This is a genomic window from Pseudomonas algeriensis (assembly GCF_048847255.1).
Classification (GTDB): domain Bacteria; phylum Pseudomonadota; class Gammaproteobacteria; order Pseudomonadales; family Pseudomonadaceae; genus Aquipseudomonas.
In genome coordinates this window covers 1-26,315 of sequence record NZ_JBKKRK010000028.1, presented here as the reverse complement: position 1 = coordinate 26,315, position 26,315 = coordinate 1, and the positions used below count along the sequence as shown (strand labels likewise).

The following is a 26,315-nucleotide window of genomic DNA, read 5'->3' as shown; positions in this document are numbered from 1 at the left end:
TGTCTCGTCCTGAATAAGGTTTACACCTTCTGACCTATCCTCAGGAGGAACCAATGGAATCAGGAAAAAGGCGCAGTCAGCGTGATTACACGCTGGGCTTTAAATTGGCGGTCGTCGATCAAGTTGAAAAGGGCGAACTGAGTTATAAAGAGGCTCAACGGCGTTATGGGATTCAGGGTCGGTCGACTGTGTTGGTGTGGTTACGCAAGCATGGAAGGCAGGACTGGAGCCAAGGCGCCTCCATTCGTGCCCAGAGGAATCGACCGATGGCCGAGCCAAATTTGCCGCTGACACCAGAGCAGCGAATCAAGGAGCTGGAAGAAAAGCTGGCCCTTGCCAACCAGAAAGCCCAATTTTTTGAAGCTGTCGTTGACGTGCTGAAGAACGATTACGGTGTTTCTGTCGTAAAAAAGCGATCCGGCAGGTCCTCAGCCAAGGGCAAATCGAAGGCCTGAGTGTTACCAGGGCTTGCCAGTTTTTGGGCATCTCACGGCAGGCGTATTACAAGCGCAATCGAGCTTACGACGCGCAAGCTAGCCACGCGCAAAAGGTGCTGGGGTTTGTGCTGGAGACACGCCTTGAAATGCCCCGGTTGGGCACCCGCAAGCTGCATGGCCTCATGCAGTCCGAACCTGAACTGACGCGAACGGTAGGTCGAGATCGGTTGTTCGATATCTTGCGAGACCATCGACAACTGGTCCTACGCAAACGCGCTTATCACAAGACTACCGATAGTCATCATCGCTTCCGTCGACATCCGAATCGGCTCAAACCCGGCCCTGACCAAGTCACTGCCACGGGGCCTGAACAGGTATGGGTAGCAGATATAACCTACTTGCCTACCGAACAAAGCGTCGCTTATGTGAGCCTGGTCACCGATGCGTTTTCGCGCAAAATAGTCGGCCATCATGTGCATGAAAGCCTGCATACCGAGTCAGTCATCCAGGCAATGACCAAAGCCCTTCGGCATCGAAGAAGCAATCAGCCGCTGGTACATCACTCTGATCGGGGCTCGCAATACTGCTCTGATCTCTACCAGAGGCTGCATGCCAAGCACGGCGTCAGGTGTTCGATGACTGATGGCTACGACTGCTACCAGAATGCCCTAGCGGAACGGGTGAATGGGATTCTGAAAACGGAGTTTCTTTTACACCGTCCCAAAGACCTTGCCCAAGCCAAGCGCATGGTCGAGGAGTCGATAGAAATTTATAACCGTAAGCGACCTCATTTGTCTCTGAAATACAAAACGCCCGATGCGGTGCATCGGGCGCTTTGAGATGAAACAGGTGTAAACCTATTTCAGGACTAGACATTCAGGTGGCGACTGGCTGTTTATGCCTGCTCGCCGTGGATCATCAGAAGCGGTAGGTTGCGCCGACGCCGAAGCCGTTGGCGCTGTTTTCATATTCAGCGTTGTAGGCCTGGCCCAGGGCGTTGGCTCTGTTGACGTTGACTTTTTCTTCCTTGAGATAGGAATAGGCCACGTCGATGGTCAGGTCGTCGGTTGGGCTCCAGCCGGCACCCAGGCTGAAGATGGTCCGGTCGCCGGTAGGAATGCGAGGCGAACGGTCGGTGTTGTTGGTCGGCGACTGGTCGAAGGTCAGGCCGGTGCGCAGTACCCATTGCTTGTTCAACTGGTAGGAGGTACCGATGGCGTAGGCCCAGGTGTCGTGCCAGTTCTGTTCTTCGGTGATGGTGTCAAAGAGGGCAGGGTCCAACCCTATAGGGGACGATGCTGTAACGCCTTTGTTGTTCACCGTAATGTCTTTCAGGCGGCTCCAGCGAGTCCAGGTACTGCCAGCGTACACTGTCCATGCATCATTGATCTGTTGGGTGACCGAAAAGTCCACGGTTTCAGGCGTTGTGATGTCCAGTGAAGCATCATAGCGTCCGTTGTTCAGTATTGCGGCTGGAATGCTTGCGTTCGGGGTGACTTCGGTGTGGCCTTCGAGTTTGTACTTGACCTTGGAGTGGTAGGTCAGACCGACGCGAGTAGTGTCAGTTGCCTGAACCAGCAGACCAATGTTGTAACCGTAGCCAATGTCGTCGCCCTTGATCTTGACGTTACCATCACCGCCGAGTGGACCGCCGAGAGGCAAGTTCAAAGTCGACTCCAGCTGACCCGAAATCCGGTTGATAGTCGGGCCAAAACCGATCGACACCTTGTCATTGAAGGCGTAGCTGATGGTTGGCTGGAAGGTCACGACCTTCACTTCGCTCTTGCTGCCGAAATTGCGGCCCTGGAAGCTGCTTTCGTAGTCGGTGATCAGGCCGAAGGGGGCGTAGACGCCCAGGCCGAATGCCCATTGATCGTCGATTGGCTTGACGTAGTAGCCCATCGGAACGCCGGTGAACGGGACCATGTCGCCATCGTTCGTACCGGACTGGGTGCCGCTGGCATCGTTGATGTCGGTGGATGCGTCGATGACGGCGAAGCCGCCGGTGACTTGTTGGCGCTTGAGGCGGGACATGCCAGCAGGGTTGCCAAACACGGTGCTTGCATCATCGGCAGAAGAAGAACGACCCGCGAAGCCAGTGCCCATGCCACTGATGCTTTGTTCGTTCAAGGCAAAGCCACTGGCGAAAATTTGGGTGGATGCCAAGGTAACGGCAAGGCCAAGGGTGGTTTTGAGCATCATTTTTTTCATTGTTAGAACTCCAGGTGATCACCGGGGCGAAAATTACCAACATTTTTGCCCAAGCGCTATAGCTTGTATGGCTTGATTTAGAGGGGTTTTGTAGGACAATCCGACCAAAATCGTCGCAGTTGTAGGAAGTTTCCTTTTTTCCATTCAGCAAGCGACCTGGTTCAAGGGTGAAACACAGTTTTGCCACGCGCAGGTGAAGTCCCGCAGGCGACCAGTGGGATGAAAAACCTGGCGCCAGATGCGGGCCATGGCGAGCAAATCGTTTGAATCGGGAAGCGGGGTGGCGTGTTCTTCAACCAGCAACCAAGCGATGGCCGTGGCGTAGCGCAAATTGACGGTCAATTCCTGATGAGGGCCGCTCAGGAAAGCATGCTGGCTCGCCAGGCCTCGCACCAGGCTGGCTCGTTCCGGATCCAACGCCAGGTAATCGTCCCACAGGGCTTGATGGCGCGGTTCAGTGATGCGGTACAAGCCGTGCCCACGACGATCGTGCAACGCGGCGCCCAGGCCTGATTGACTGGCGGCGATCCCCAGCAACAGGTTTTCCGCCGTTGTGCTGTGGCTCCCCAGGTAAAGGAGCGTCGGGCGGATCACATAACGACACAGTTCGCTGGCAGCGATACCCATAAAATCCTCGAAACGGGAAATGGGCGGAGCCTGACGGTGTGGGCTTGGCAGCGGGTGGATCGGATCAGGCTCCGCCGAAGCGGATCATGCCGCTCGAGTTGAAGTGTAGTGTCATATCTGCGCTGTAAAGGCCTGTTTTTAAACCATGTTCATCGAACGGTTATGACCGTTATAGCTGTTTGTACTTAAGCCGTTGCGCTTTATCGAGAAATGCCGGGCAATAAAAAGCCCCGCGTTTTGGGCGGGGCCTTGGATGCTTCAGTGTCCTGGCGTGTCAGGCAACGAGTGCCTGACGGGTACGCTCGATGACCGCCTGCAGCGGTTCTGCGCTGGAGTACTGGTCGGGATACAAGCGTTCGCTGTGACGGGCGATGCCGTGTTCGTTGACCAGCGTGAAGCTGAAGCAGCCTTTGCGAGCGGCCATGATCAGGCAGTTCATTGGAGCAAAGGCGTTGGTTAGGGTGCGGATGGCATCCTGTGTCTGGATTTGATTAGACATGTTATGGGTGTTCCTACAAATGACACGATTAAGAACCGTGCAACGTTAAAACGTTCCAGTAACGTCGACCACCATTGGTCGAACGAAGAACCCGACTGGAACAAAGCAGCCAGTTTGAGCGCTATAAAAGGGCGCGCTTGGGCTGGCAGGTAGGTACTTAGGAGGGCAGGCAACACATCGAGGGCAAAGGTTCTGGGCCCGGGGTGAAGATCCTGATCAATTTGCAGGTTGGTTCGGTCAGAATAATGAGCCTGGCGGCAGCTTCGGATTCGTTCGAAGTGCGCAGCGCGAGCATTACCTGGAAACCATCGAGGGGGGCGGTCTCTTTTTCGGCAGGCTTGCCGTGGGGATAGCTGATCGCTGAGATGTTTCCGACCCGGAATTGACTTTCAGCTTGGTACTAACGCCGCGGATACTATCGAATCAAGCCGCGTTAGGGAAGGCCGTTGGTCAGAAAAATGCCGGTGCTGCCGCTGGGGCGCGAAAGCGGGTAGCGTGTAAAAGTCTGGGATCGGGGCTTTTCCACAGGGTCTTGAGCGCCAGATGCGTCAAAAAAGCGCAGCGATATAACCACTTCAGCTGTTACTTGTACACACTCCTATGGGCCGCTGTCACCGTATTGTCATCTTTGAACAATCCGGGGCGGGTGCCTGTATCCAAAATTTAAGTCAATGAAAAACATCGCTTTTTTTTACTGGTGAAAAAATCGACAGTTTGAGCGCAGGCCCCGTTCCATAGGGCTTGCGGCGAGTTCAGGGTAGGTTGTCCACTGAGTTATCCACAGCTTCTGTGGATTGTCCCAAGCGCTTGCTCTAGAACGGGCGTGCCGGTTTTTTTCGACTTTACCCGTACGAAAAAAGGAGTAGAGTGGCGCGCCTTCCGATCTGTCCCGTAGTGCGTTATGAAGTTTCGCTCAGTATCAAATCCTGTTACCTCCGTACCCTCAGGTGTTACCCCTCCCAAGCGCATATCGATGCGAGTTGCCGAGTGGCTGCTGGACAGCCCGAGCCTGGGAGAGCGTCCCAGCGTCAAGCACCTGGCTGGACGCCTGCTCAAACAACCGGCGCGCGAAGGCGTGGTGGCCGCACAAAGTCGCCTCGGTCAGCTGATGTGCCGCGAATGCGGCAATGCACGGGACCGGCGTATTGGCCAGGACCTGCTGCGCCAGGCCGCGCGGGCCGGCGATCATCGTGCCCGCCAGGCATTGGGCGAGATCGAAGACTGAGCTGGGCAACGCCGGGTTGCTTGGTTAACCTTCGGGCTTTATCTCTTGCGCGGGAATTGTCATGGCGATGGATTTGACCAGCCTGTTGCTTGGCCTGGCAGGCGCTGCGGTGCCGCTGTTGGCATTGGCCTGGCACCTGCAACGCCAGGCAAGCGCGGCACAGACCGAGCTGGCGTTGATGGAAGAACGCCTGGCGACCGCCCACATGGCACACGATGGGTTGAATGCCCAGCTCGATGCCTGCCGCGACGAAATCAGTGACTTGGGCCAGGCCAATGCCGCCAGGCAAGCCGAGCTTGCGGCTGCGTGTCGCGAGGTCGAACTGCTGCAGATCGAGCGTGACAACGCAAGGGACGCGTCGCATGCCTGGAACCTGGAGCGTGCCAATAAGGAAGCTGAATTGCGACGCCTGGATGCCCAGGCTGCTTCGTTGCAGGCCGAATTGCGCGAGCAGCAAGAGAGCCATCAGCAGCGCCTGGACGATCTTCAAGGCTCGCGGGACGCATTGCGGGCCCAGTTCGCCGAGCTGGCGGGAAAAATCTTCGACGAGCGTGAACAGCGTTTCGCCGAAACCAGCCAGCAGCGCCTGGGTCAGTTGCTCGACCCACTGAAGGAACGCATCCAGTCCTTTGAAAAACGCGTCGAGGAAAGCTACCAGGCCGAGGCCCGGGAGCGATTTTCCCTGGGCAAGGAACTGGAGCGCCTGCAACAGCTGAACCTGCGCCTGAGCGATGAAGCCACCAACCTGACTCGTGCGCTCAAGGGCCAGAAGACCCAGGGCAACTGGGGCGAGTTGATCCTCGAGCGGGTGTTGGAACATGCCGGCTTGGAGAAGGGCCGCGAGTACCAGACCCAGGTCAGTCTCAAGGGGCCGGATGGCGAACGGTTCCAGCCGGACGTATTGATTTATCTGCCCGGCGACAAGCAGGTGGTGGTCGATTCGAAGGTCAGCCTCACGGCCTACCAGCAATATGTGGCGGCCGAAGACAATGCCATCGGCCAGCTCGCCCTCAAGCAGCACGTCGTGTCATTGCGAGCCCACGTCAAAGGCTTGGCCGGCAAGGACTACAAGCGCCTGGACGGTCTGCACAGCCTGGACTTCGTCTTGCTGTTCGTGCCGATCGAAGCGGCATTTTCCGCAGCCTTGCAAGCCGAGCCGAACCTGTTCCAGGAAGCTTTCGACCGCAACATCGTGATCGTCAGCCCGACCACGCTGCTGGCGACGCTGCGGGTCATCGATAGCTTGTGGAAGCAAGAGCGCCAGAGCCAGAACGCCCGGGAAATCGCCGAACGCGCGGGGTGGCTGTATGACAAGTTCGTCCTGTTTATCCAGGACCTGGACGAAATCGGCAGTCGCTTGCAGCAGTTGGACAAAGCCTACAGCGCCGCACGCAATAAGCTGACGGAAGGGCGCGGCAACCTGGTCAGCCGCAGCGAGCAGTTGAAACTGCTCGGCGCCAGGGCGAGCAAGAGCTTGCCTACGGAGTTGCTTGAACGGGCGATGGCGGACGTGGATGGGTTGCCAGAGGAGACCGGCGAAGAAAGCCAGGGTCAGTAGCCTCCGAGGTTTGCACCGGACCCCTGTGGCGAGAGAGCTTGCTCCCTTGCCACCGGGGTTTACTTTTTCCCCTATTACAACGGCAAGTGCCGGCTCAACAACGCCCTCAACGCCGCCGGCTTCACCGGCTTGGCCAAGTAATCCAATCCCGCCGCATGCACCTGGGCCACGGTCTCGGGCCGGCCATCGGCACTGATCACCACTCCGGGCACCGGCTCGCCCATGCGCGTGCGCAACCAGGCCATCAGTTCGGTCCCGGTTTCGCCGTCGTCCAGGTGAAAATCCACCAGCGCCAGTTGCGGCCGGCCGCCCTGGGCGAGCCAGCGCTCGCATTCTTCACGATTACGCGCCGTCCATACGCGGCACCCCCAGCGGGTCAGCAGGCTGTTCATGCCGATCAGGATGCTGTCTTCGTTATCGACACACAGCACCTGTGCGCCGCTGGGCAAATGGCCGTTGGCTTCGATCACGACAGTGGGCTCGACGGCTTGGCTACTGGCCAATGGCACGCTGACGCTGAACACGCTGCCGCGCCCTGGCCAGGAACGCACGCGCAAGGTATGGCCGAGCACGCGACACAGCCCATCGGCAATTGCCAGGCCGAGGCCGAGGCCTTTTTCGGCCCGGGTCTGATGGCTGTCCAGGCGTTTGAATTCTTCGAAGATGACCTGCAGCTTGTCTTCGGCGATCCCCGGTCCGCGGTCCCAGACCTCCAGACACAGCTCGCCGTTGCCCCGGCGCACGCCTAGCAGCACCGGGCCCTTGGCGTAGCGGAAGGCATTGGTGAGGAAATTCTGCAGCACGCGGCGCAGCAGCTTGATGTCGCTGTCGACCCGCAGCCGCGAACCGCGAACCCGGAATTTCAAGCCTTGCTCTCGAGCCAGCACGGTAAACTCGGCGCCGAGGGTATCGAATAGATCATTGAGGACAAACGGCTTGCGGTCGGGGTTGATCTTGCCGTTTTCCAATCGGGAGATGTCCAGCAGGTCCGTGATCAAGTCCTCGGCCGAGCGCAACGAGCTGTCCAGATGTTGCACCAACTGCCGGGCTTCGCTCGGCAAGCCGTCGTGCTGATGGGAAAGCGCGGCGGAGAACAGGCGCGCGGCGTTGAGAGGCTGCATCAAGTCATGGCTGACAGCGGCCAGAAAGCGGGTCTTGGACTGGTACGCGGCTTCGGCCGTGCTCTTGGCTTCGGTCAGCGCGAGGTTGAGTTGCGACAGTTCGCGGGTGCGTTCGGCCACCCGCTGTTCCAGCCCTTCGTTGGCTTCGGTCAAGGCCTGTTCGGCTTCGCGGTAAGCAGTGATGTCCGTGAAACTCATGACGAAACCGCCGCCGGGCATCGGGTTGCCGATCAGCTCGATCACACGGCCGTTGGGGAACAGGCGTTCCGAGGTGTGTGCGCGGCCCTGGCGCATCCAGTGCAGGCGCCGGGCGACATGGACTTCGGCCTCGCCCGGGCCACAAAGGCCGCGCTCGGCGTTGTAGCGGATGATGTCGGCGATGGGCCGACCGACGCTGATCAAGCCGTCGGGGTAGTTGAACAGTTCCAGGTATCGACGGTTCCAGGCCACCAGCCTGAGGGACTGGTCGACCACGCTGATGCCCTGGGTGATGTTTTCGATGGCGCCTTGCAGCAGCGCTCGGTTGAATTGCAGCACTTCGGACGCTTCGTCGGCGATCCGCACGACGTCTTCCAGTTGCATCTCGCGGCCTTCGATGGCCGCTTTCACCACGGCTCGCGTCGACGACGCGCCCAGTACACCGGCCAGCAGCCGCTCGGTGTGGGCGATCCATTCGCTGTCGGCGTTCTGGCTCGGGTTGAAGCCTTTGCCTTGGCGATAGGCAAAGCGAATGAAGCTCTGGCGCGCCCGTTCTTCGCCGACGAAGCGGGCCGCCAGCTGCAACAGATCCTCGATCTGGACCGCCAGCATCGAGCGAGGATTGGGTCGGGCGCTGATCTCCTGACCGATGAAGCGTCCAGCCTGCCAATGCTCCGACACACGTGTGCGCGACAGGACCGAAACCCAGGCGAACAATATGAAATTGCCCGCCAGGGACAGGACGACACCTTGGGTCAGCGGCGTAATCGGTAAATCCAGCGGATTGCCATGCAGCCAGGCCAGGCCGGGGAAGCTGCTCAGTGACCAGCCCAGGCTATGGGCGGCGATCGGCAGCACCAGCGTGTAGAACCACAGGAATATGCCCATGGCGAGGCCGGCGAACACGCCGCGTCGATTCGCCTGTTTCCAGTACAGCGCGCCGATCATGGCGGGTGCCAGTTGCGTCACGGCGGCGAAGGCGATCTGGCCGATGGTGGCCAGGCTCGCGGTCGAACCCAGCAGCCGGTAGCTGACATAAGCCAATAGGAGAATCGCAACGATGCTCACCCGGCGTACCGACAGCATCCATTGGCGGAACACTTCGAAAGGCCGCTCGGCGTTGTTGCGGCGCAATAGCCATGGCAGCAGCATGTCGTTGGAGACCATGGTCGACAGGGCGACACTCGCCACGATGACCATGCCGGTGGCGGCCGAGGCGCCGCCGATGAAGGCCAGCACCGCCAGCGCCGGATGGGCCTGGGCGAGTGGCAGGCTGATGACGAACGAATCCGGCAGTACCGAGCTGGGCAACATCATTTGCCCGGCGAGGGCGATCGGCACCACGAACAGGGCGGCCAGGGCCAGGTAGGCGGGGAACACCCATTTGGCCAGGCGCAGGTCCTGGGGTTCGATGTTCTCCACCACGGTGACGTGGAACTGCCGTGGCAGGCAGATGATCGCCATCATCGCCACGCCGGTTTGCACCACCATGGACGGCCAGTTGATGGTTTCCTTCCAATACTGCTCCAACCGTGGCGCGAGCATCGCCTGGTTGAACAGGTCGTCGAAGCCGTCATAAAGGCCAAACGTGACGAACGCGCCAACCGCCAGGAAGGCGAACAGCTTGACCAGCGATTCAAAGGCAATCGCCAACACCATGCCGCGGTGGTGCTCGGTGGCGTCGAGGTTGCGAGTGCCGAAGACGATGGTGAACAGCGCCAGGATCAGCGAGACGATCAACGCAGTATCCTGCGCTCGGGTGCCCATGGCGTCGGCACCGGCGCCGATCAACAGGTTCACGCCGAGCACGATACCCTTGAGCTGCAAGGCAATGTAAGGCAGCACGCCGACCAGGCAGATCAGGGCGACCACCACTGCCAGTGATTGGGATTTGCCGTAGCGGGCGGCGATGAAGTCGGCGATGGAGGTGATGTTCTCCTGCTTGCTGATCATCACCATCTTCTGCAAGACCCACGGCGCCAGTACCAGCAGCAGGATCGGCCCGAGGTAGATCGGCAGGAATGACCAGAGCTGTTCGGCGGCCTGGCCCACGGCGCCGAAAAACGTCCAGCTGGTGCAATACACCGCCAGCGACAGGCTGTAGACCCACGCGCGCACACGTGGTGGCAGCGGTGTGCTGCGTCGGTCGCCGTAAAAGGCGATGGCAAACATGATGGCCATATAGGCCAGGGCGACAACGGCGATCAGCCCGCTGGACAGCGACATGGAAACTCCCAGACAAATACGCCCGGGCTTGGGCCCGGCAAGACAGTCTCGCACGCCCGCTCGGGTTCGTCAGTGTCGACCAAGGTCGAGGCGTGGCGAGGTGTCGCGGGTGGGATTTTTTTATGCAGCGATATTGCCGGCCTCATCGCGAGCAAGCTCGCTCCCACAATGGCTATTTATCGAATACAAGATTTGTGGCACACCGAAATCCAATGTGGGAGCGAGCTTGCTCGCGATGGCTTTTTCACTGATCCAACGCCATATCCACCAACCGATACAGCTCCTCGACCTCCAGCGGCGCAGTGGCGAAGAGGATGCGAAACACCGTCGGCGCCACGATCACGTTCACCAACCGCTCGATCCCGGGATTCGGCTCGTCGGGATAACGATCCAGGATGATCTGCAACTGGCCGCTGATAATGCCCACGCAATACCCCGGCGTGGCGCAAGCCTGGATGTCACGCATCATATTGCGGCCAGGTTCTGAACTCATCTCGTCGAGGTACTGCTCGGCCCAGGCGCGCAGGTCGCCGCGCAGGCTGCCAGTGTTGGCTGGCTCGCTGTCCGGGCGCATGCGCGCGATGGCAACGTCGGCCAACAGCGCCGGCAGATCGCCCCAGCGCCGGTAGATGGTGGACGGCGTGACCCCGGCGCGCGCGGCGATCTGCGGCACGGTCAAGGTGGCGCGGTCCTGCTCCTGGAGCAGGGCGCGTACCGCCGAGTGAATCGACTCCTGAACCCGGGCACTTCTGCCGCCGGGGCGTAAACCTTCTTTAATAGCCATGCATTGGACCTTAACACAAAGAATTTGCTTTAAGCGCATGCCGGTAGCACACTCCGCAAAAGCAAAAGATTAGCTTTTATGAATCTCCTCGTGGAGCGTGCCCATGTCTCGTCCAGCTTCGACCCGCGCCAGTCTCATCTTCCTGGCGATCACCTTGCTCGGTTTTCTGGCGGCCTCCAGCGCGCCGACGCCGTTGTATCACCTCTACCAGGAACATCTGCAGTTCTCCCCGGCGATCCTCACGCTGATCTTCGGTGTGTATGCGTTCAGTCTGTTGGCGGCCTTGCTGGTCGTCGGCTCGTTGTCCGACTACCTCGGTCGCAGACCGGTGATCTTCGCGGCATTATTGCTCAACATGCTGGCGATGCTGCTATTCATCAATGCCGACAGTGTGGGCTGGTTGATGGGCGCGCGACTGATACAAGGCTTCGCCACCGGCATGGCCACCAGTGTGCTGGGCGCCGCGTTGCTGGACTTCGATCGCCAGCAAGGCCCCCTGGTCACTAGCGTTGCGCCCCTGCTGGGCATGGCGTGTGGCGCGATGGGGTGTGGCCTGCTGGCAGAATTTGCGCCGATGCCGCTGCAACTGACTTATTGGCTGCTGCTGGCGTTGTTTCTGGTCCAGGCGGTTTATCTCTGGCGCCTGGCCGAAAGCGTTAGCCCGCAGCCCGGGGCCTGGCGGTCGTTGCGCCCCACCTTGCATGTGCCGGTCCAGGCCCGGCGCGCGTTGTGGCTGATCCTGCCGCTGGACCTGGCGGCCTGGGCGGTCGGTGGTTTCTATCTGTCCCTGGCGCCGTCCCTGGTTCGCGCCGCCACCGGTTCGACATCGAACCTGATCGGCGGCTCGCTGGTGGCCGTGCTGACACTCAGCGGCGCATTGTCGATCTACATGTTGCGTAACCGCGCCGCGCAAATGATGCTGCGTCTTGGCGCGACGCTGCTGGTGCTTGGCCTGGCCCTGGTGTTGATGGCCGTACACGCGGCCAGCCTGCCGTTGTTTTTCATCGGCACGCTGGTGACCGGCAGCGGTTTCGGCGCGGGATTCATCGGCGCGCTGCGCAGCATCATGCCCTTGGCCTTGCCCCACGAGCGGGCTGGCTTGATGTCGGCGTTCTATGTGCTCAGCTATCTGGCCTTCAGCCTGCCATCGTTGCTGGCGGGGAATCTGACCCGTATTTTCGGCCTGATTCCGACCACGGACGGCTACGGCGCGGTGTTGATTGTCATGGCCGCCGGCGCGCTGGTGGGTTTGTTGCGTGAACCCGCACGGCCGCTGGCGGACGGGCTTCGGCCCTGATTGCTTATCTATAGAACAGAATAGATATAGAGAAATTACCCGTTATATAGATATTCGACCCGGTTCTAGCATAGCTCCACCTCATCCGAGGAGAGGAGTGATCATGACCTGCTTTGCTGAAAACCGTTTTCGACCGCTGAGCCATTTGCCGGGGCCATTGGAAGTCGTCCGCCAATTCACGCCGAACTGGTTTGCCGCGACCATGGGCACCGGTGTGCTGGCGTTGGCCCTGGCACAACTGCCTGGGGCCAACCCTGGCGTATATGCGATTGCGCAAGGATTGTGGCTGTTCAATATCGTCCTGTTTGCCCTATTCACTGGGCTCTACACTGCTCGCTGGGTGCTGTTCTTCGACGAGGCCCGGCGGATTTTCGGGCATTCAACCGTGTCGATGTTCTTCGGCACGATCCCGATGGGGCTCGCAACGATCATCAACGGTTTCCTGGTGTTCGGCGTACCGCGCTGGGGCGAGGGCGTGTTGTCGCTGGTCGAGGCGTTGTGGTGGACTGACGTGGCGATGTCGCTGGCCTGCGGTGTGCTGATTCCGTTCCTGATGTTCACCCGCCAGGAACACCGCATCGACCAGATGACCGCCGTGTGGCTGTTGCCCGTGGTGGCCGCCGAAGTCGCCGCCGTCAGCGGTGGCCTGCTGGCGCCGCACCTGGCTGACGTGCATTCGCAACTGATCATATTGGTCACCAGCTACATACTCTGGGCATTTTCCCTACCGGTGGCGTTCAGCATTCTGACCATCCTGCTGTTGCGCATGGCCTTGCACAAACTGCCCCACGAGAACATGGCCGCTTCGAGCTGGCTGGCCCTCGGCCCCATCGGCACCGGCGCACTGGGCATGTTGGTGCTGGGCGGCGATGCGCCGGTGATTCTTGCCGCCAATGGCCTGCCGGGCGTGGGCAAGGTTGCATCGGGCCTGGGGTTGGTCGCCGGTATCACCCTGTGGGGCTTCGGATTCTGGTGGATGTTGATGGCGCTATTGATCACCGCGCGCTATTTGCGTGAAGGCATCCCGTTCAACCTCGGCTGGTGGGGCTTCACCTTTCCCTTGGGCGTGTATGCGCTGACGACGCTGAAGCTGGCAAGCCTTCTGGACCTGGATTTCTTCAGCGTGTTCGGCTGCGGGCTGGTGGCGCTGCTGGTGGTGATGTGGCTGATCGTCAGCTGGCGCACGCTGGTCGGCGCCTGGCATGGCGAGTTGTTTGTGTCGCCGTGTTTATCGGGGCTGGCGAAATAATGGTCAAAGACAGGTAATGTGTGGCCTGGATCGAAAAAGCGTCATTCCAATAAGCGTCCACGCCACTCAGGAACATGGAAGATGAGTCACCCTTCACAGTTCACCTTGCTTCGCACGCGGCGCTTCCTGCCGTTCTTCGTTACGCAGTCCCTTGGCGCGTTCAACGACAACGTCTTCAAGCAATCATTGATCCTCGCCATCCTCTACAAACTGGCCATCGAGGGCGACCGCTCGATCTGGGTCAACCTTTGCGCGCTGCTGTTCATTCTGCCGTTCTTCCTGTTCTCGGCGCTGGCGGGGCAGTTTGGGGAGAAGTTCGCCAAGGACGCCTTGATCCGCCTGATCAAGCTGGGCGAAATCGCGATCATGGCGGTCGGCGCGGTGGGTTTCCTGTTCGATCACCTGTGGCTGATGCTGGTGGCGCTGTTCGCCATGGGCACCCACTCGGCGTTGTTCGGGCCGGTGAAATATTCGATCCTGCCGCAAGCCCTGCGCGAAGACGAACTGGTCGGTGGCAATGGCCTGGTGGAAATGGGTACGTTCCTGGCCATCCTGGCGGGGACCATCGGCGCGGGGATCATGATGTCTTCGGCGCACTACGCGCCGGTGGTGTCGGTGGCCATTGTCGGCATTGCCGTGGCCGGTTACCTCGCCAGCCGCGGCATCCCACGGGCGGCGGCGGCCTCGCCGCAGATGCGCTTGAACTGGAATATTTTCAGCCAATCGTGGGCGACCTTGAAGCTGGGCCTCGGGCAGACTCCGGCGGTGTCCCGCTCCATTGTCGGCAACTCTTGGTTCTGGTTCGTCGGGGCGATCTACCTGACGCAGATTCCCGCGTACGCCAAGGAATGGATGCACGGCGACGAAACCGTGGTGACCCTGATTCTCACGGTTTTTTCAGTAGGGATTGCCCTGGGTTCGATGCTCTGCGAAAGACTGTCAGGGCGCAAAGTGGAAATCGGCCTGGTGCCGTTCGGTTCGTTCGGGCTGACGGTGTTCGGCCTGCTGCTGTGGTGGCACTCCGGTGGAATCCCCGACAGCGCCGACGGCCATGGCTGGCTGCAGATTCTCGGGTTTGGCCACGCCTGGCTGGTCCTGATCGATATCCTCGGCCTGGGTATCTTTGGCGGCTTCTACATCGTGCCGCTGTATGCGCTGATCCAGTCGCGTACCGTCGAGAACGAGCGGGCGCGGGTGATCGCCGCCAACAATATTCTCAACGCCTTGTTCATGGTGGTTTCGGCGATCGTTTCCATCGTCCTGCTGAGCCTGGCCAAGCTGTCGATCCCCCAGCTGTTTTTGGTGGTGTCGCTGCTGAACATTGGCGTCAACGCCTACATCTTCAAGATCGTCCCCGAGTTCAGCATGCGCTTCATGATCTGGCTGCTCAGCCATTCCATGTACCGTGTGGAGCATCGCAACCTGGAGGCGATTCCCGATGAGGGTGCCGCGCTGCTGGTGTGCAATCACGTGTCGTTTGTCGATGCCTTGCTGATTGGCGGTGCGGTGCGTCGGCCGATTCGCTTCGTGATGTACTACAAGATCTACAACCTGCCGGTCCTGAACTTTATCTTTCGAACCGCTGGGACGATTCCGATTGCCGGACGCCAGGAAGATATTCATATCTACGAAAAGGCCTTCAGCCGCATCGCCCAATATTTGGAAAACGGCGAGCTGGTGTGCATCTTCCCTGAAGGAAAGTTGACCGCCGACGGTGAGATCAATGAATTCAGGAGCGGCTTGACGCGCATCCTTCAGGAAACGCCGGTGCCGGTGATTCCGCTGGCGTTGCAGGGGTTGTGGGGGAGTTTCTTCAGTCGCGACCCGGGTAAAGGGATGTTCCGTCGGTTCTGGTCCCGCGTGACCTTGGTGGCGGGGACGGCGGTAGCGGTCGAGTCGGCTGAGCCTGCGAAGTTGCAGGCGTTGGTGGGCGAGTTGCGTGGGGCTGTCAGGTAATAGCTGTTATTTTGCGGGCCTCTTCGCGAGCAGGCTCGCTCCCACAATGGACCGCATTCACTCGGTCGACTGTGGGAGCGAGCCTGCTCGCGAAGGCGGTGGAGGCTTAAGCGCTGGCCTTGAGCCCGATCAGCCCGGCAATGATCAACGCGACGCTGGCCAATCGGATCAGTGCCATCGATTCACCAAACAGAATGATCCCGGCGATCACCGTGCCTACGGCACCGACCCCGGTCCAGATTGCGTAGGCCGTACCCAGCGGCAGTTCCTTCATGGCAAGGCCCAGCAGGCCAAGGCTGATCGCCATGGCCGCGATGGTCAATGCGGTAGGGAGCGGGCGGCTGAAGCCGTCGGTGTACTTAAGGCCGACAGCCCAGCCGACTTCGAACAGGCCGGCAAAAAACAGAATGATCCAGGACATCACACACCTCATCGATGGATGGGGTCGTCCCCGGACAAAAACGCTATGGCGCGCAGGGTCGTCCCCGCATCGGGCGCCAGAATGCCCAATGCTGACTGTTCGGTCAAGTCCGCCTATCAGTCCGCCGTCTGCCGGGAGAGCTCTTCTCTGTCCTGCTTTTCGCTCATGCGACGGAACCAAGTCGAGAGCAGGGCGCCGGAGATGTTGTGCCAGACGCTGAACAAAGCGCTGGGCACCGCCGCCAGCGGCGAGAAGTGCGCACTGGCCAATGCCGCGCCTAGGCCGGAGTTCTGCATGCCTACTTCCAGGGACAAGGTTTTGCGCTGGGCCAGAGGCAATCCAAACAGCCGACCGGTAAAATACCCCAGCAGATAACCGAAGCTGTTATGCAGGATGACGATAGCCATGATCAACAGGCCGGATTCGGCGATTTTCGCCTGGCTGGCCGCCACCACGGCGGCGACGATGATCACGATACTGACCACCGATACCAGCGGCAGGACTTCTACGGCGTGACGTACCCGCGCACCCAACAAGCGCTGGGCAACGATGCCCAAGGCAATGGGTAGCAACACGATTTGCAGGATCGACCAGAACAAGGCGGAGAACGACACCGGCAACCAAGCCGACGCCAGCAGCCAGATCAGCGCCGGGGTCAGCAAAGGGGCAAGCAGGGTGGTGATGGCGGAAATCGCCACGGCCAGCGCCAGGTCACCGCGTGCGAGCCAGGTCATGACGTTGGACGAGGTTCCACTCGGGCAGCAACCCACCAGAATGACCCCGACGGCGATTTCCGGCGGCAGGCTGAACGCTTGGCAGAGCAGCCACGCGGTGCCCGGCATGATCACGAACTGGGCAATCACGCCCAGGGCCACGCGTCCTGGACGACGAGCCACTTCGGCGAAGTCTTCCAGCTTGAGTGCCAGGCCCATGCCGAACATCACCAGTCCCAGCAGTGGCACGATGGCGACTTTCAAATCGACAAACCATTGCGGTTGCATGAACGCCAGCACCGCAAAGAACAGCACCCAATAAGCGAATGTATTGCCGACAAAGCGGCTTAACGCAGCCAACGCACGCATGACCTGATCCTTATTATTAAGAACACCAAATACTAATGTGGGAGCGAGCTTGCTCGCGATAGCGGCGTGTCAGTCAACACCTCGGTGGCTGTCATACCGCTATCGCGAGCAGGCTCGCTCCCACAGGGCAATCGTTACTTCTTAGATCCCCTGCGGAATCTCTTCCCCACCCAGCGCTTCAACCAACGCCGGCAGGAATTCGCCGAACGTCAGCATCATGAGGGTAAAGCTGGCATCCAGTTGGCCGAGGGCTTCATCGCCGCCATCCTGCTCCGCCTGGTCCTGCAACAGGTCTTCGAACTTGAGGCGCTTGACCACCATCTTGTCGTCGAGCACGAAGGACAGCTTGTCCTGCCAGGCCAGCGACAGCTGCGTCACCACCTTGCCGGTGTTCAGGTGCAGTTGGATCTCGTCACTGGTCAGGTCCTGGCGCTTGCAACGGACGATGCCACCGTCTTCATGGGTATCGCGCAGCTCACATTCGTCCAGCACGTAGAAATCAACCGCGGCTTTCTGCGTCTTGACCCAGTCGGTCATGATCGCGGTAGGCGCTGTCTTCACTGTGAGTGGGCGTACCGGCAGTGAGCCGATGACTTCGCGCAGGGTGGAGAGCAGGTCTTCGGCACGTTTCGGGCTGGCGGAGTTGACCAGGATCAGGCCCTGTTTCGGCGCGATGGCGGCGAATGTGGACGAGCGACGGATAAACGCGCGAGGCAGGAAGGCCTGGATGATTTCATCCTTGATCTGGTCCCGTTCCTTTTTATAGACCTTGCGCATTTGCTCGGCTTCGATCTCTTCGACCTTTTCCTTGACCGCGTCGCGCACGACGCTGCCCGGCAGGATGCGTTCTTCCTTGCGTGCGGCGATCAACAGGAAGTCCTGGCTGACGTGCACCAGGGGTGCGTCTTCGCCTTTGCCAAATGGCGCGACGAAACCGTAAGTGGTCAACTCCTGGCTTGCACAGGGGCGCGCCAGTTTGCTCGCCAGTGCGGTTTCCAACGCCTCGGCATCAAAAGGCAGATCTTGGGTCAGGCGATAGATAAGCAGGTTCTTGAACCACATGGGGTGAGTCTCTCCTTTACAAAGGGGGGCATTATTCTCTTCGCGGCGTCATAGGCCAACCCTTCGCTAAGCCTTTGGAAGACCTGAAAAAATTAATTTAAAAAGTGCTTGCCAGGTCGGGGAGTGCTCCGTAGAATGCGCGCCACACCGAAAGTGAAGGGTGATTAGCTCAGCCGGGAGAGCGTCTGCCTTACAAGCAGAATGTCGGCGGTTCGATCCCGTCATCACCCACCATTCGCTTCCAGTGTTACGCGCAGCGGTAGTTCAGTCGGTTAGAATACCGGCCTGTCACGCCGGGGGTCGCGGGTTCGAGTCCCGTCCGCTGCGCCATATTCGGTTACCTGGAACACTGAACGCCAGGTCACCACAAAAAGCCCGCTAACGCGGGCTTTTTGCTGTTTGCAGTTCCCGCGGTGCGTGTGAATCACATTTTTTTGCTGAATTTATCAATTAAATCAGCACGTTATAAAAAACTGTGAGAGAATGCGCCCCGCATCGAAAGTGAAGGGTGATTAGCTCAGCTGGGAGAGCGTCTGCCTTACAAGCAGAATGTCGGCGGTTCGATCCCGTCATCACCCACCAAACTTTCAATGTTACGCGCAGCGGTAGTTCAGTCGGTTAGAATACCGGCCTGTCACGCCGGGGGTCGCGGGTTCGAGTCCCGTCCGCTGCGCCATATTCGGCACTTGGAACACTGAACGCCAAGTGCTAACCAAAAAGCCCGCTCATTGAGCGGGTTTTTTGTTGTCTGTCATTTGGCCCCTTGCTACTGCTCAGCGTTCCGGCTGTGGCGGTAATCACTGACCGCCTCGTACACCGCCTTGCGCAAACGGTTGATCCCACCAATGGGTCGATGGGCCTCGATGCCAAACCACGGGTTGAAAGACTGGTTGTCACACGCCAGGTTCAGCTTGGGCGTATCGAAATCCTGTGCCGGAACCTTGATCCGCGCCACCGTTTCGAACGGTGCATCGCTTTCCTTCCATTCAATACTGGTGTCTTCGATCGGCATGTATTTACTCGGGTCCTGGCGCTGGATCTGCAAGACAAAACAGGCCGGCACGCGATCGGTGGATAACTGCTGATTCAGCGCGCTACGCAAGAAATTCGGCAGATCCTGGTTTTGGGGCGGCAAGGTGTAGCCTGGGCAACTGTCTGGATCCGGCGCGACGCGAAACTTGGCATTGGCTTCGCCGAACTTGTAAGGCGAAACCGAAAAATAGGTGGTCTGGGTCGGGCTTGCCGGAGGCGGCGAAAGTGTCGCCAGGGCGATAAACAGATGGCGGATCTGCCAAGTGCGTGGGTCCAGGCTTGGAAAGAACGCCATTGCCTTTTTTCCATCGGCTTGCGCGGCCACATTCTGACGGTACTCGGCGACATCACTGACGAAGAAATTCGGATGATTGAACATCACGAAGTCCTGCTCGCCCTGTGATTGCCGATCAGCCAGCAGTTGCTTGCCGGGCACGTCCCGCAGTTTGATCGCCATACCCCGCGCATCGCGCAGGCTGTCGAACTGGGGATAAGCGTTGCCATTGGAGAGGCGGATCGTTGCCTGCCAGGTCTTGCCCGGTTCAGCGAACACACCCTGGCGCAATGGCGCAGGCAGGTCACTGGGCACCTGGACTTCGGCCATGACGCAACCGTGGGCTTTGGCATGGGCATCGCGCAGGTAGCGGGTACCTTCGCGGTGCTGGTCGACGATGCGGATGGCGGTCTGGATGATGTCCTGGGTCATGGCGCTTTCGCCGGGCGGTATCTGTTCCTTGTCCGGGACCGGTCCGCTGTGTTGCCAGGCGAACCAAGCGGCAGCCAGGGCCCAGCCGAGCAGCCCGATGCCCAGCAGCCATAGAAGCGTCTTGCCCAAAAAGGCGCCGAGGCGCAGCCAGAGCGTGATCAGCATGCAAACATCCTTTTACCTGTGGGGTTCGTCATTACAGTTGCGACTCCAGTGGCCCGCCGAGCACCTTTAAATACTCCAGCAAGGCCCAGCGCTCTTGCGGTTGCAGCAAGCGACCGATAACGCCATTGCCTCGCTCGCCCGCGCGGAACTCATGGCCGCTGTTGTGATTGCCAGTGACCCGCGTATCGAAGAGAAATCCATTGGCAAAGGCCTCCGTGCGATAGCCCAGGTGTCGCGGATCGTACTCGAAGCTGCCTTTATAGAAGGTGGTGGCCCGCTCAGCCTGGGGCGACAACAATTGATAGAGGGTTGGCACGGAGCCGTTGTGCAGGAAGGGCGGGGTGGCCCAGACGCCCGCCAGCGGTCGCGCTTTGTAGGCGCGCAGTTCACGCACGCCGATGGGCAGGCCAAAACCATCCAGGGCCGGGCGCTCGGCTGGCGTGACGCCGGCGTCGCGATAGGCGCGCTTTTCGACGAATGCCGTGACATAGGCCAGGCCCTTGGCGACCGAGACCTGGCTAAGGTCCAGTGGCTCTGTCGGGGTCGGGTGCAGTTGTACATCCAGCTTCGCCAGTTCGGCTGGATCCCATTGCAGACTGGTCAGATTGAAACGGTGGTCGGCGATATTGTTCGCAGTGCCGGGGTCGGTGCCGATCACTTTCACCGGCAGCATGTGCAATTGCTGGACCGGTCTGTCGGGGCCCTGGATAACCTTGGGCACATGGCAGCCGGCACAGTTTTCGGTAAACAGCGCCCGGCCTTTTGCGGCCAACGGCTTGTCGATCGAGCCCAGCAATGCTTCCGGCCACGCTGGGGGCTTGAGCAGTTGCAGGGTTTCTTCGATCTTGTTCAGGTCGCGCACGCGTACGCTGGATGGATAGCGTGCGTCGCCCTGTAGCGGTTTGCCCTGGGCGTCGAAGAAGCTCAACGTGGCACCGACGCCCAACGCTTCGCCGACATTGCGGGCCATCGGTTGCTGCGCCGAGCCGTTCCATTGCACCCAGTCGAATGTCCACATTTCCCATAATTGCGGGTAATCCACCGGCGCGTTGGCGACCCGGTAGTTTTCTGCCGAGATGGCATCGCCAAAGCTTGCATTGGCGATACGGCCGAAGGCGTCGGTACGGCCAGGGCCTTCCTCGGTAGGGTAGAGACCGCGGTGGGTGTCGTTCCAGGCCGTGCGCAGAAAAGTGTTCAGGGACGCCTTGAACGCCTTGCGCAACTCTTCATGGCGGGCGTCGTAGTCGTTGCCCAACACCTGGCGGGCGAAGCGTTCGAATTTCCATGGGTTGTAGTAAGTCGAGGCGAGACTCGCGGCCAATGCCTGTCCGAAACTACCTCCGCGCAGTGTCGGAACAGTCGATGGCAACACGTGCTGGGCTGAACCGCCGTCGATCCGTATCGCTTGGCCCTTGAAGCGCAATTCGCCGGTGTGGCAGGCCGCGCAGGTGATGTCCAGATATTGCTCGCTGCTGCTGGCATTTTGGTGCCGCGTGAAGCCTACCGGCAGGTTGCCGGGGTTTTCCGGCGTGGCCTTCTGCGCCGGATCGACGAGGAAACCGAAGCGCGCCAGGTACTCCGGCGAAGCGAAGCGCTGTTGCGAAAAAGGAAGTTCCAAGGCGGTGAACCAGTCATAGCGCAGGCCTTTGACCTGGGTGCCCTGGGGCGTGAAGTAGTAGGTTTGGCGCTCGGCGGGGCTCCATTGCTCCAGGTAATGCACCTGTTCGACAGGTGTATAGGCGGGCAGGCGCGGGTTGGCGACGTAATAAAGCACCACGGCCGCGGCGACGACCAGCAGTGTGAGGATCAGCAAAAGAATGCGAGAGAGGAGGCGCACGGTAACGTCCTTGTTTTTTTTGATATGCCCTTATGCCTCAGTGCCGCTTGGCCGGCAAGTGGCCATTACCGCGGGCTGGCGGCGGGGCGGCTATTTGTCCCGGTTCGTAATAGATGACAGATGCTTCATCTGCCCAGGATTAAAAAGCGTTTGCCGGCCTGAACTTATCATCACTTTGCGGCTCACATGCCGGTAGCCATTGGTCGTGGCCGCCTGATAAGCTCGCGGCTTTACTCGATTGCCCTTTAGGCGCATGAACAAGGAAATAGCATGAAACAGCATCGGTTGGCGGCGGCGGTTGCCCTGGTTGGCCTGGTACTGGCGGGTTGCGACTCGCAGACCAGCGTAGAGCTGAAAACCCCGGCGCAGAAAGCTTCCTACGGTATCGGCCTGAACATGGGCAAGAGCCTGGCTCAGGAAGGTATGGATGACCTGGACTCCAAAGCAGTGGCCCAGGGCATCGAAGATGCCGTCGGCAAGAAAGAACAGAAGCTGAAAGACGAAGAGTTGGTCGAGGCCTTTGCCGCACTGCAAAAACGTGCCGAAGAGCGCATGGCCAAGATGAGCGAAGAGTCGGCTGCGGCTGGCAAGAAATTCCTCGAAGAAAATGGCAAGAAGGCCGGCGTGACCACCACCGCTTCGGGCCTGCAGTATGAAGTCGTCAAGAAAGCCGACGGCGCGCAGCCCAAGCCTACCGACGTAGTGACCGTTCACTACACCGGCAAGCTGACCAACGGTACTGTCTTCGACAGTTCCGTGGAGCGTGGTAGCCCGATTGACCTGCCGGTCAGCGGTGTGATTCCAGGTTGGGTCGAAGGCCTGCAATTGATGCACGTCGGTGAGAAGTACAAGCTGTACATCCCAAGTGACCTGGCGTACGGCGCCCAGAGCCCGAGCCCGGCGATCCCTGCCAACTCGGTCCTGGTGTTCGACCTGGAGCTGCTGGCCATCAAGGACCCGGCAAAAGAAGACGCAGCCAAGTAATCGCGTCTGCTATAAAGACAACGCCTCGCTCATGCGGGGCGTTGTTGCATTCGGCTTTCGGCAAATGAGCAAAAAAACCGAACGCCCGGCAGCGACCACAGTCATAGGCAATACAGGCGTCGTGCTAGACCCAGTCGGCCAATCAAGTCAATGAAATATTGGGTTTTTTTATGTGAGTAAAAAACGCCCGATCTAAGCCGAGCCCTTATGAACCGTGGGCTTCAGCGGTGAAATGCAGCTCTGTTCACAAGGTTATCCACAATTTGTGTGGATAACATTTCAGTGGGAGAAGAAATGAAGGCGCCGTGGAATTTCACGAGATTTCTGCCCCTGGCGGGACGGCTTTTGGCCCGAGGCCGATTGCCGACATTACTGTTTGCCGTCGCCAGCAAGGGCGCGCGTGAAGGAGGGCGGCTAGGCAAGCTCAAGGACGACCTGCGCTTGCTTCAGGCGTTGTGCCTGGCTTACTGGCGTGGTGAATACCGGGCAGTCAGCGCCAAGTCGTTGCTTTCGATAGTGGCCGGGCTCATGTATTTCCTGAGTCCCTTGGACGCGATTCCGGACTTGCTGCCCATGCTCGGCATGTTCGACGACATCGCCGTGCTGGCGTGGATCATGAAGACACTCGACGACGAACTGAGCGCCTTCCGTGCCTGGCGAGACCGGCAGTCACCCGAGAAGCTCGCGTTGGTGGAAAGACTTCCCGATACCCCGGAACAACTTCAGCTCCAACGCCCGAAAAAGATCTGATCCAGCCCTATCCCTTCAGAAGATCATCGCCCCCGCGACCTTAGCCGCTATTTAGGATTACACTTCCTAGGAAAAAAGCTGACTCGCTAAGTGTTGTTGTCCTACGGGGTAGTCATGGATATTCAAGTAATCACACGCGACGGAGAGCCCGAGTACGCGGTTTTACCGTGGGATCAGTACCAGTCGTTATTGAAGGCAGCAGGCATTAAACAAGCTCCGCCGCGCGAGGCAGACGTCCAGCCTGCGGCGGCACCCGGCCAGGTTCTCCATGGTCTGGATCAATTGCGCAGTCTGCGCGAAGGGAAGGGCATCGCCATCGAGGCGTTGGCCCGCACGGTAGGCATCAGCCCGTCTTATCTGGCCATGATCGAGAGTGGTGAGCGTCAGCCCGACGCCGCTATCAAGCGCAGTCTGGCCTGGGAACTGACGGTGCCGGGTTGGAGGGATGAATCGTGAGTGTACGCATCAGTCGGCAACATTGGGACGGGTTGTTGGGTGAGTTGGACCAGGCGCGGCGCCAGCGCCATTTGTTGACCTATCGCGCCTTGCTGGAACGCTTGCAACTCCCCAGCCCGGCCATGCAGACCTTGACCGCAGCGCTTGAACACCTGGCCGCGCTGGACGCCCGCGCCGAACAACCGCTGCGCAGTTCGCTGGTCATCAGCCAAGGCGCCAGCCGGCTGCCGCGTACTGGATTTTTCGAATGCGTCGAGCGTCTTGGGCGCTTTTCCGGTCCTTCCGACGGCGTAGCCGCCGCGTCCTGGCATGCTTCGGAAGTGGTCCGGGTGTTCGAGTACGAATATCCCGAATCGGCGGAAGCCTAGTGCTCTGGCGTATCAAGGCCCGGGCTGGTTATTGGCTCGCGCGCCGGTTGTTTCATTGGCCATGGTTCGTTCGACAGCCGCGTGGCTGGGCCTGGCTCGAAGGTCAGTTCGCACGCATGGCGAACCTGGGCGACGTTGGCGCCCAGAGTTTCTACGGGCACATCCTGACATTTCGTGGCCAAGGGCTGGGCGCCCGGGAAGAGGGCATTCGCTTGCTGCGCCTCGCCGCACTTGCCGGCGATGGCAAAGCCGCATACCAGCTCGGTGTCATCAGCCTTGCCGGCAGCACCACTGGCGCGCCGGATCCGGTGGAAGCGGCTCGCTGGTGGACCTTGGCCGCAAAGGCTGGGCACCCACTGGCTGAAATAAAGCTCAAGTCGCTCGAGGGCCAGGAACCTTAGTTTCCTCAGTCTTATTCCCCCGTTCTGAGGGGGATTGCCCTGCGGGGCTAATCAAAGAATTGTCCTACGCGCTCCGCCTCCTTATCTGACTTATTTCCCAAGCCGTCCCCGGCAAAGTCTCGCGCTCCGATTTCTTGCGAGACGCTTGCCCATGCCCGATCGTTTTCTCCTGCCGGTTCTTGATCGAGCCATGCGCTGATGGATCAGGCGCGCCGCATCGAGGCTGAACTCGACAGCTTCCAGGACACCCTTTCGCTTTATCGCGAGCAGCTTGATCGTTGGTATAGCCGGGCTGCGGATCGCGTCAGCCAAGCGGCCGACCTGCCTTCGCTGATGGGCATGGAACGACTGATTCGTTTCGGCGAAAGCACCACGGCAGTCGACGTCCGGGACAGGGACTTTCTATCCGTCGTCGCCCAGTGCCCGCAAGGCGGGATCATGACGATCGAGAGCAAGCTCGAGTCCGTGTACGACATCCCGCTGGGCGATATCGTGGTGGATGTGGTGGCGGTGGACACGGGCGAGGCCACGCCGGTCACGCTGGATGCTCAGGGCGTGGGTCGCTTCAAGGGCGAGGCGGGGCGGTCTTACCGGGTGCGTGTCCAGGGCGAAGTGTCCCCCAAGCGAATCGATGAGCTGTTTTCTTCCTACGACGGCCTGACGAATGATCTGACGGACTGGCTTCGCGGCGAGTGGCAGGGCTTCAAGCCGCAGTGGGCCCAGCAGTCATTGGCGACTTCGGCGGCAGCGGTGGGCAATGGCTTGCTCGCCGGCGGTTGGGCGGCGATCGAAGGCGTGTGGGACAGCATCAGTTTGCTGTCGGACATCCTCAAGGATCCCTCCCGGTTCGGCGAACGGTTGGGCAGCAGCGCAGCCGAGCTGGCCCAGCTTGCCGAGTCGGCGCCGTTGGTCATGGCAAAGCTGCAATTGCTCGCCAGCGACGAAGCGGCGCTGTGCTTGTTGGTGCGCACCGCCAGTCTCTGGCTGGACATGCTGCCCCCCAGTGAACTGGCGGGCGACACGGCGACGGTGTTATCCACAGTGGTCGTGCAGTTGGTCATCGACCTGTTGATCGGCGTGGTGCTGACCTTCGTCGGGGCAGGCGCGGGCATTGCTTATCTCTCGATGCGCCTGGGCCGGCACGTTGCTCGTCTGCTGGATGCCGTGAAGCGTTTTATCAGTGCCATTTTCGAGCTGGTGAACGGCTTCATGGGCTACGTTGACCGCTACAAGGCTGTGGCCGCGCGGGGCATTGCCGCCGGCGTAAAGAAGGGACGCATGCAGTTGCGCTGGGATGCGCAGCGCAACACCACGCTGAAAAAGCAAGAACACCACGACGACGCCCCCGCCCAATCGAAAAACCCCAACGGCGACCCCGCCGACAGCGCCGCCCAGACCCGCACCGACGGTTGCCCGGTGTCTATGGTCACCGGCGAAGAGCTGCTCACCCTCGAAGACGGCACCCTCGACGGACGCTTGCCCTTCGTCTTCACCCGCCTCTACCGCACCAGCGCCGCCGACCTGGACATCGGCCTCGGCCGCGGATGGACCCATGCCCTGGCCCATCGCCTGTTGATCGACGGCGAGCAGGTCATCTGGATCGACCAGGAAAACCGCCGCACCACGTTTCCCCGGCCCAGCCTGCAACGTCCAGCCATCCACA

Annotated in this window: 22 protein-coding genes and 4 tRNA genes; 16 read left to right on the top strand and 10 right to left on the bottom strand. The window is 60.1% G+C overall.

The window, feature by feature from the left end; genetic code table 11:
- Window positions 1-53: 53 nt before the first annotated feature.
- A protein-coding gene (locus tag ACLK1G_RS25430; RefSeq protein WP_420765165.1) for an IS3 family transposase occupies window positions 54-1,276 on the top strand; the annotation gives its coding sequence in 2 pieces (ribosomal slippage) (window positions 54-405 and window positions 405-1,276; 1,224 coding nt in all).
- A 79-nt stretch (window positions 1,277-1,355) separates the two neighbouring features.
- On the opposite strand, the gene ACLK1G_RS25425 is transcribed toward ACLK1G_RS25430, so the two are convergent.
- The 3 genes from ACLK1G_RS25425 to ACLK1G_RS25415 all read right to left on the bottom strand — a co-directional run bounded on the left by ACLK1G_RS25425 (window position 1,356) and on the right by ACLK1G_RS25415 (window position 3,774).
- Window positions 1,356-2,648 carry an OmpP1/FadL family transporter gene (locus tag ACLK1G_RS25425; protein ID WP_420767883.1) on the bottom strand — a complete coding sequence of 431 codons (1,293 nt, stop codon included), beginning with the start codon at window positions 2,646-2,648 and terminating at the stop codon, window positions 1,356-1,358.
- Between the two features lie 144 nt (window positions 2,649-2,792).
- A complete protein-coding gene (locus tag ACLK1G_RS25420) occupies window positions 2,793-3,275 on the bottom strand; it encodes a hypothetical protein (RefSeq protein WP_420767882.1) in 483 nt (160 codons plus the stop codon).
- Between the two features lie 274 nt (window positions 3,276-3,549).
- Window positions 3,550-3,774 (bottom strand): hypothetical protein, encoded by a 225-nt coding sequence (locus ACLK1G_RS25415; protein WP_249875763.1) that lies wholly within the window; start codon window positions 3,772-3,774, stop codon window positions 3,550-3,552.
- A gap of 901 nt (window positions 3,775-4,675) precedes the next feature.
- Between ACLK1G_RS25415 and ACLK1G_RS25410 the strand changes: the two genes are divergently transcribed.
- Both ACLK1G_RS25410 and ACLK1G_RS25405 read left to right on the top strand, forming a co-directional pair.
- The gene (locus tag ACLK1G_RS25410) at window positions 4,676-4,999 is read left to right on the top strand and encodes an SEL1-like repeat protein (RefSeq protein WP_080942569.1); all 324 of its coding nucleotides are present in this window, start codon (window positions 4,676-4,678) and stop codon (window positions 4,997-4,999) included.
- A 175-nt stretch (window positions 5,000-5,174) separates the two neighbouring features.
- A complete protein-coding gene (locus tag ACLK1G_RS25405; protein WP_420767884.1) occupies window positions 5,175-6,557 on the top strand; it encodes a DNA recombination protein RmuC in 1,383 nt (460 codons plus the stop codon).
- 74 nt (window positions 6,558-6,631) lie between these two features.
- On the opposite strand, the gene ACLK1G_RS25400 is transcribed toward ACLK1G_RS25405, so the two are convergent.
- The gene (locus ACLK1G_RS25400) at window positions 6,632-10,102 is read right to left on the bottom strand and encodes a hybrid sensor histidine kinase/response regulator (RefSeq protein WP_420767881.1); all 3,471 of its coding nucleotides are present in this window, start codon (window positions 10,100-10,102) and stop codon (window positions 6,632-6,634) included.
- Between the two features lie 244 nt (window positions 10,103-10,346).
- Window positions 10,347-10,886, bottom strand: a complete 540-nt coding sequence (locus ACLK1G_RS25395; protein WP_420767880.1) for a TetR/AcrR family transcriptional regulator — start codon at window positions 10,884-10,886, stop codon at window positions 10,347-10,349.
- 103 nt (window positions 10,887-10,989) lie between these two features.
- On the opposite strand from ACLK1G_RS25395, the gene ACLK1G_RS25390 reads away from it, so the two are divergent.
- From ACLK1G_RS25390 to ACLK1G_RS25380, 3 genes are all read left to right on the top strand, one after another.
- A complete protein-coding gene (locus ACLK1G_RS25390; protein WP_420767879.1) occupies window positions 10,990-12,183 on the top strand; it encodes an MFS transporter in 1,194 nt (397 codons plus the stop codon).
- Between the two features lie 103 nt (window positions 12,184-12,286).
- Window positions 12,287-13,432 (top strand): TDT family transporter, encoded by a 1,146-nt coding sequence (locus tag ACLK1G_RS25385; RefSeq protein ID WP_420767878.1) that lies wholly within the window; start codon window positions 12,287-12,289, stop codon window positions 13,430-13,432.
- A gap of 81 nt (window positions 13,433-13,513) precedes the next feature.
- Complete coding sequence (locus tag ACLK1G_RS25380) at window positions 13,514-15,388, top strand: MFS transporter (protein ID WP_420767877.1); 1,875 nt, start codon at window positions 13,514-13,516, stop codon at window positions 15,386-15,388.
- A 106-nt stretch (window positions 15,389-15,494) separates the two neighbouring features.
- On the opposite strand, the gene sugE is transcribed toward ACLK1G_RS25380, so the two are convergent.
- From sugE to rdgC, 3 genes are all read right to left on the bottom strand, one after another.
- Entirely contained in the window at window positions 15,495-15,809 is a 315-nt protein-coding gene (gene sugE, locus ACLK1G_RS25375) for a quaternary ammonium compound efflux SMR transporter SugE (RefSeq protein ID WP_420767876.1), read from the bottom strand.
- 116 nt (window positions 15,810-15,925) lie between these two features.
- Complete coding sequence (locus tag ACLK1G_RS25370; protein ID WP_420767875.1) at window positions 15,926-16,891, bottom strand: bile acid:sodium symporter family protein; 966 nt, start codon at window positions 16,889-16,891, stop codon at window positions 15,926-15,928.
- 141 nt (window positions 16,892-17,032) lie between these two features.
- Complete coding sequence (gene rdgC / locus ACLK1G_RS25365; RefSeq protein ID WP_420767874.1) at window positions 17,033-17,953, bottom strand: recombination-associated protein RdgC; 921 nt, start codon at window positions 17,951-17,953, stop codon at window positions 17,033-17,035.
- Between the two features lie 158 nt (window positions 17,954-18,111).
- On the opposite strand from rdgC, the gene ACLK1G_RS25360 reads away from it, so the two are divergent.
- The 4 genes from ACLK1G_RS25360 to ACLK1G_RS25345 all read left to right on the top strand — a co-directional run bounded on the left by ACLK1G_RS25360 (window position 18,112) and on the right by ACLK1G_RS25345 (window position 18,629).
- Window positions 18,112-18,187, top strand: a tRNA-Val gene (locus tag ACLK1G_RS25360).
- A gap of 19 nt (window positions 18,188-18,206) precedes the next feature.
- Window positions 18,207-18,283, top strand: a tRNA-Asp gene (locus ACLK1G_RS25355).
- Window positions 18,284-18,459: 176 nt separating this feature from the next.
- Window positions 18,460-18,535, top strand: a tRNA-Val gene (locus ACLK1G_RS25350).
- 17 nt (window positions 18,536-18,552) lie between these two features.
- A tRNA-Asp gene (locus ACLK1G_RS25345) sits at window positions 18,553-18,629 on the top strand.
- A 90-nt stretch (window positions 18,630-18,719) separates the two neighbouring features.
- Here the strand turns inward: ACLK1G_RS25345 and ACLK1G_RS25340 are convergent.
- Complete coding sequence (locus ACLK1G_RS25340) at window positions 18,720-19,856, bottom strand: catalase family protein (protein WP_420767873.1); 1,137 nt, start codon at window positions 19,854-19,856, stop codon at window positions 18,720-18,722.
- A 31-nt stretch (window positions 19,857-19,887) separates the two neighbouring features.
- Window positions 19,888-21,693, bottom strand: a complete 1,806-nt coding sequence (locus tag ACLK1G_RS25335) for a di-heme-cytochrome C peroxidase (RefSeq protein WP_420767872.1) — start codon at window positions 21,691-21,693, stop codon at window positions 19,888-19,890.
- 270 nt (window positions 21,694-21,963) lie between these two features.
- Here ACLK1G_RS25335 and bamJ point away from each other — a divergent pair, with 270 nt between their 5' ends.
- The 6 genes from bamJ to ACLK1G_RS25305 all read left to right on the top strand — a co-directional run.
- Window positions 21,964-22,677: a BamJ family beta-barrel-assembly machinery protein gene (bamJ, locus tag ACLK1G_RS25330; protein ID WP_030142016.1), complete on the top strand. Its 714-nt coding sequence runs from the start codon at window positions 21,964-21,966 to the stop codon at window positions 22,675-22,677.
- A 294-nt stretch (window positions 22,678-22,971) separates the two neighbouring features.
- A complete protein-coding gene (locus tag ACLK1G_RS25325; protein ID WP_420767871.1) occupies window positions 22,972-23,427 on the top strand; it encodes a YkvA family protein in 456 nt (151 codons plus the stop codon).
- Between the two features lie 114 nt (window positions 23,428-23,541).
- Entirely contained in the window at window positions 23,542-23,883 is a 342-nt protein-coding gene (locus ACLK1G_RS25320) for a helix-turn-helix domain-containing protein (RefSeq protein WP_420767870.1), read from the top strand.
- Entirely contained in the window at window positions 23,880-24,251 is a 372-nt protein-coding gene (locus tag ACLK1G_RS25315; RefSeq protein ID WP_003179080.1) for a hypothetical protein, read from the top strand. Before ACLK1G_RS25320 ends, ACLK1G_RS25315 begins: the two co-directional genes overlap by 4 nt.
- Window positions 24,251-24,652, top strand: coding sequence for an SEL1-like repeat protein (locus ACLK1G_RS25310; protein ID WP_420767869.1), 402 nt, complete (start codon window positions 24,251-24,253; stop codon window positions 24,650-24,652). Before ACLK1G_RS25315 ends, ACLK1G_RS25310 begins: the two co-directional genes overlap by 1 nt.
- A gap of 198 nt (window positions 24,653-24,850) precedes the next feature.
- Window positions 24,851-26,315: DUF6531 domain-containing protein (locus tag ACLK1G_RS25305; protein WP_420767868.1), on the top strand; the 1,465-nt coding region annotated here is incomplete at its 3' end.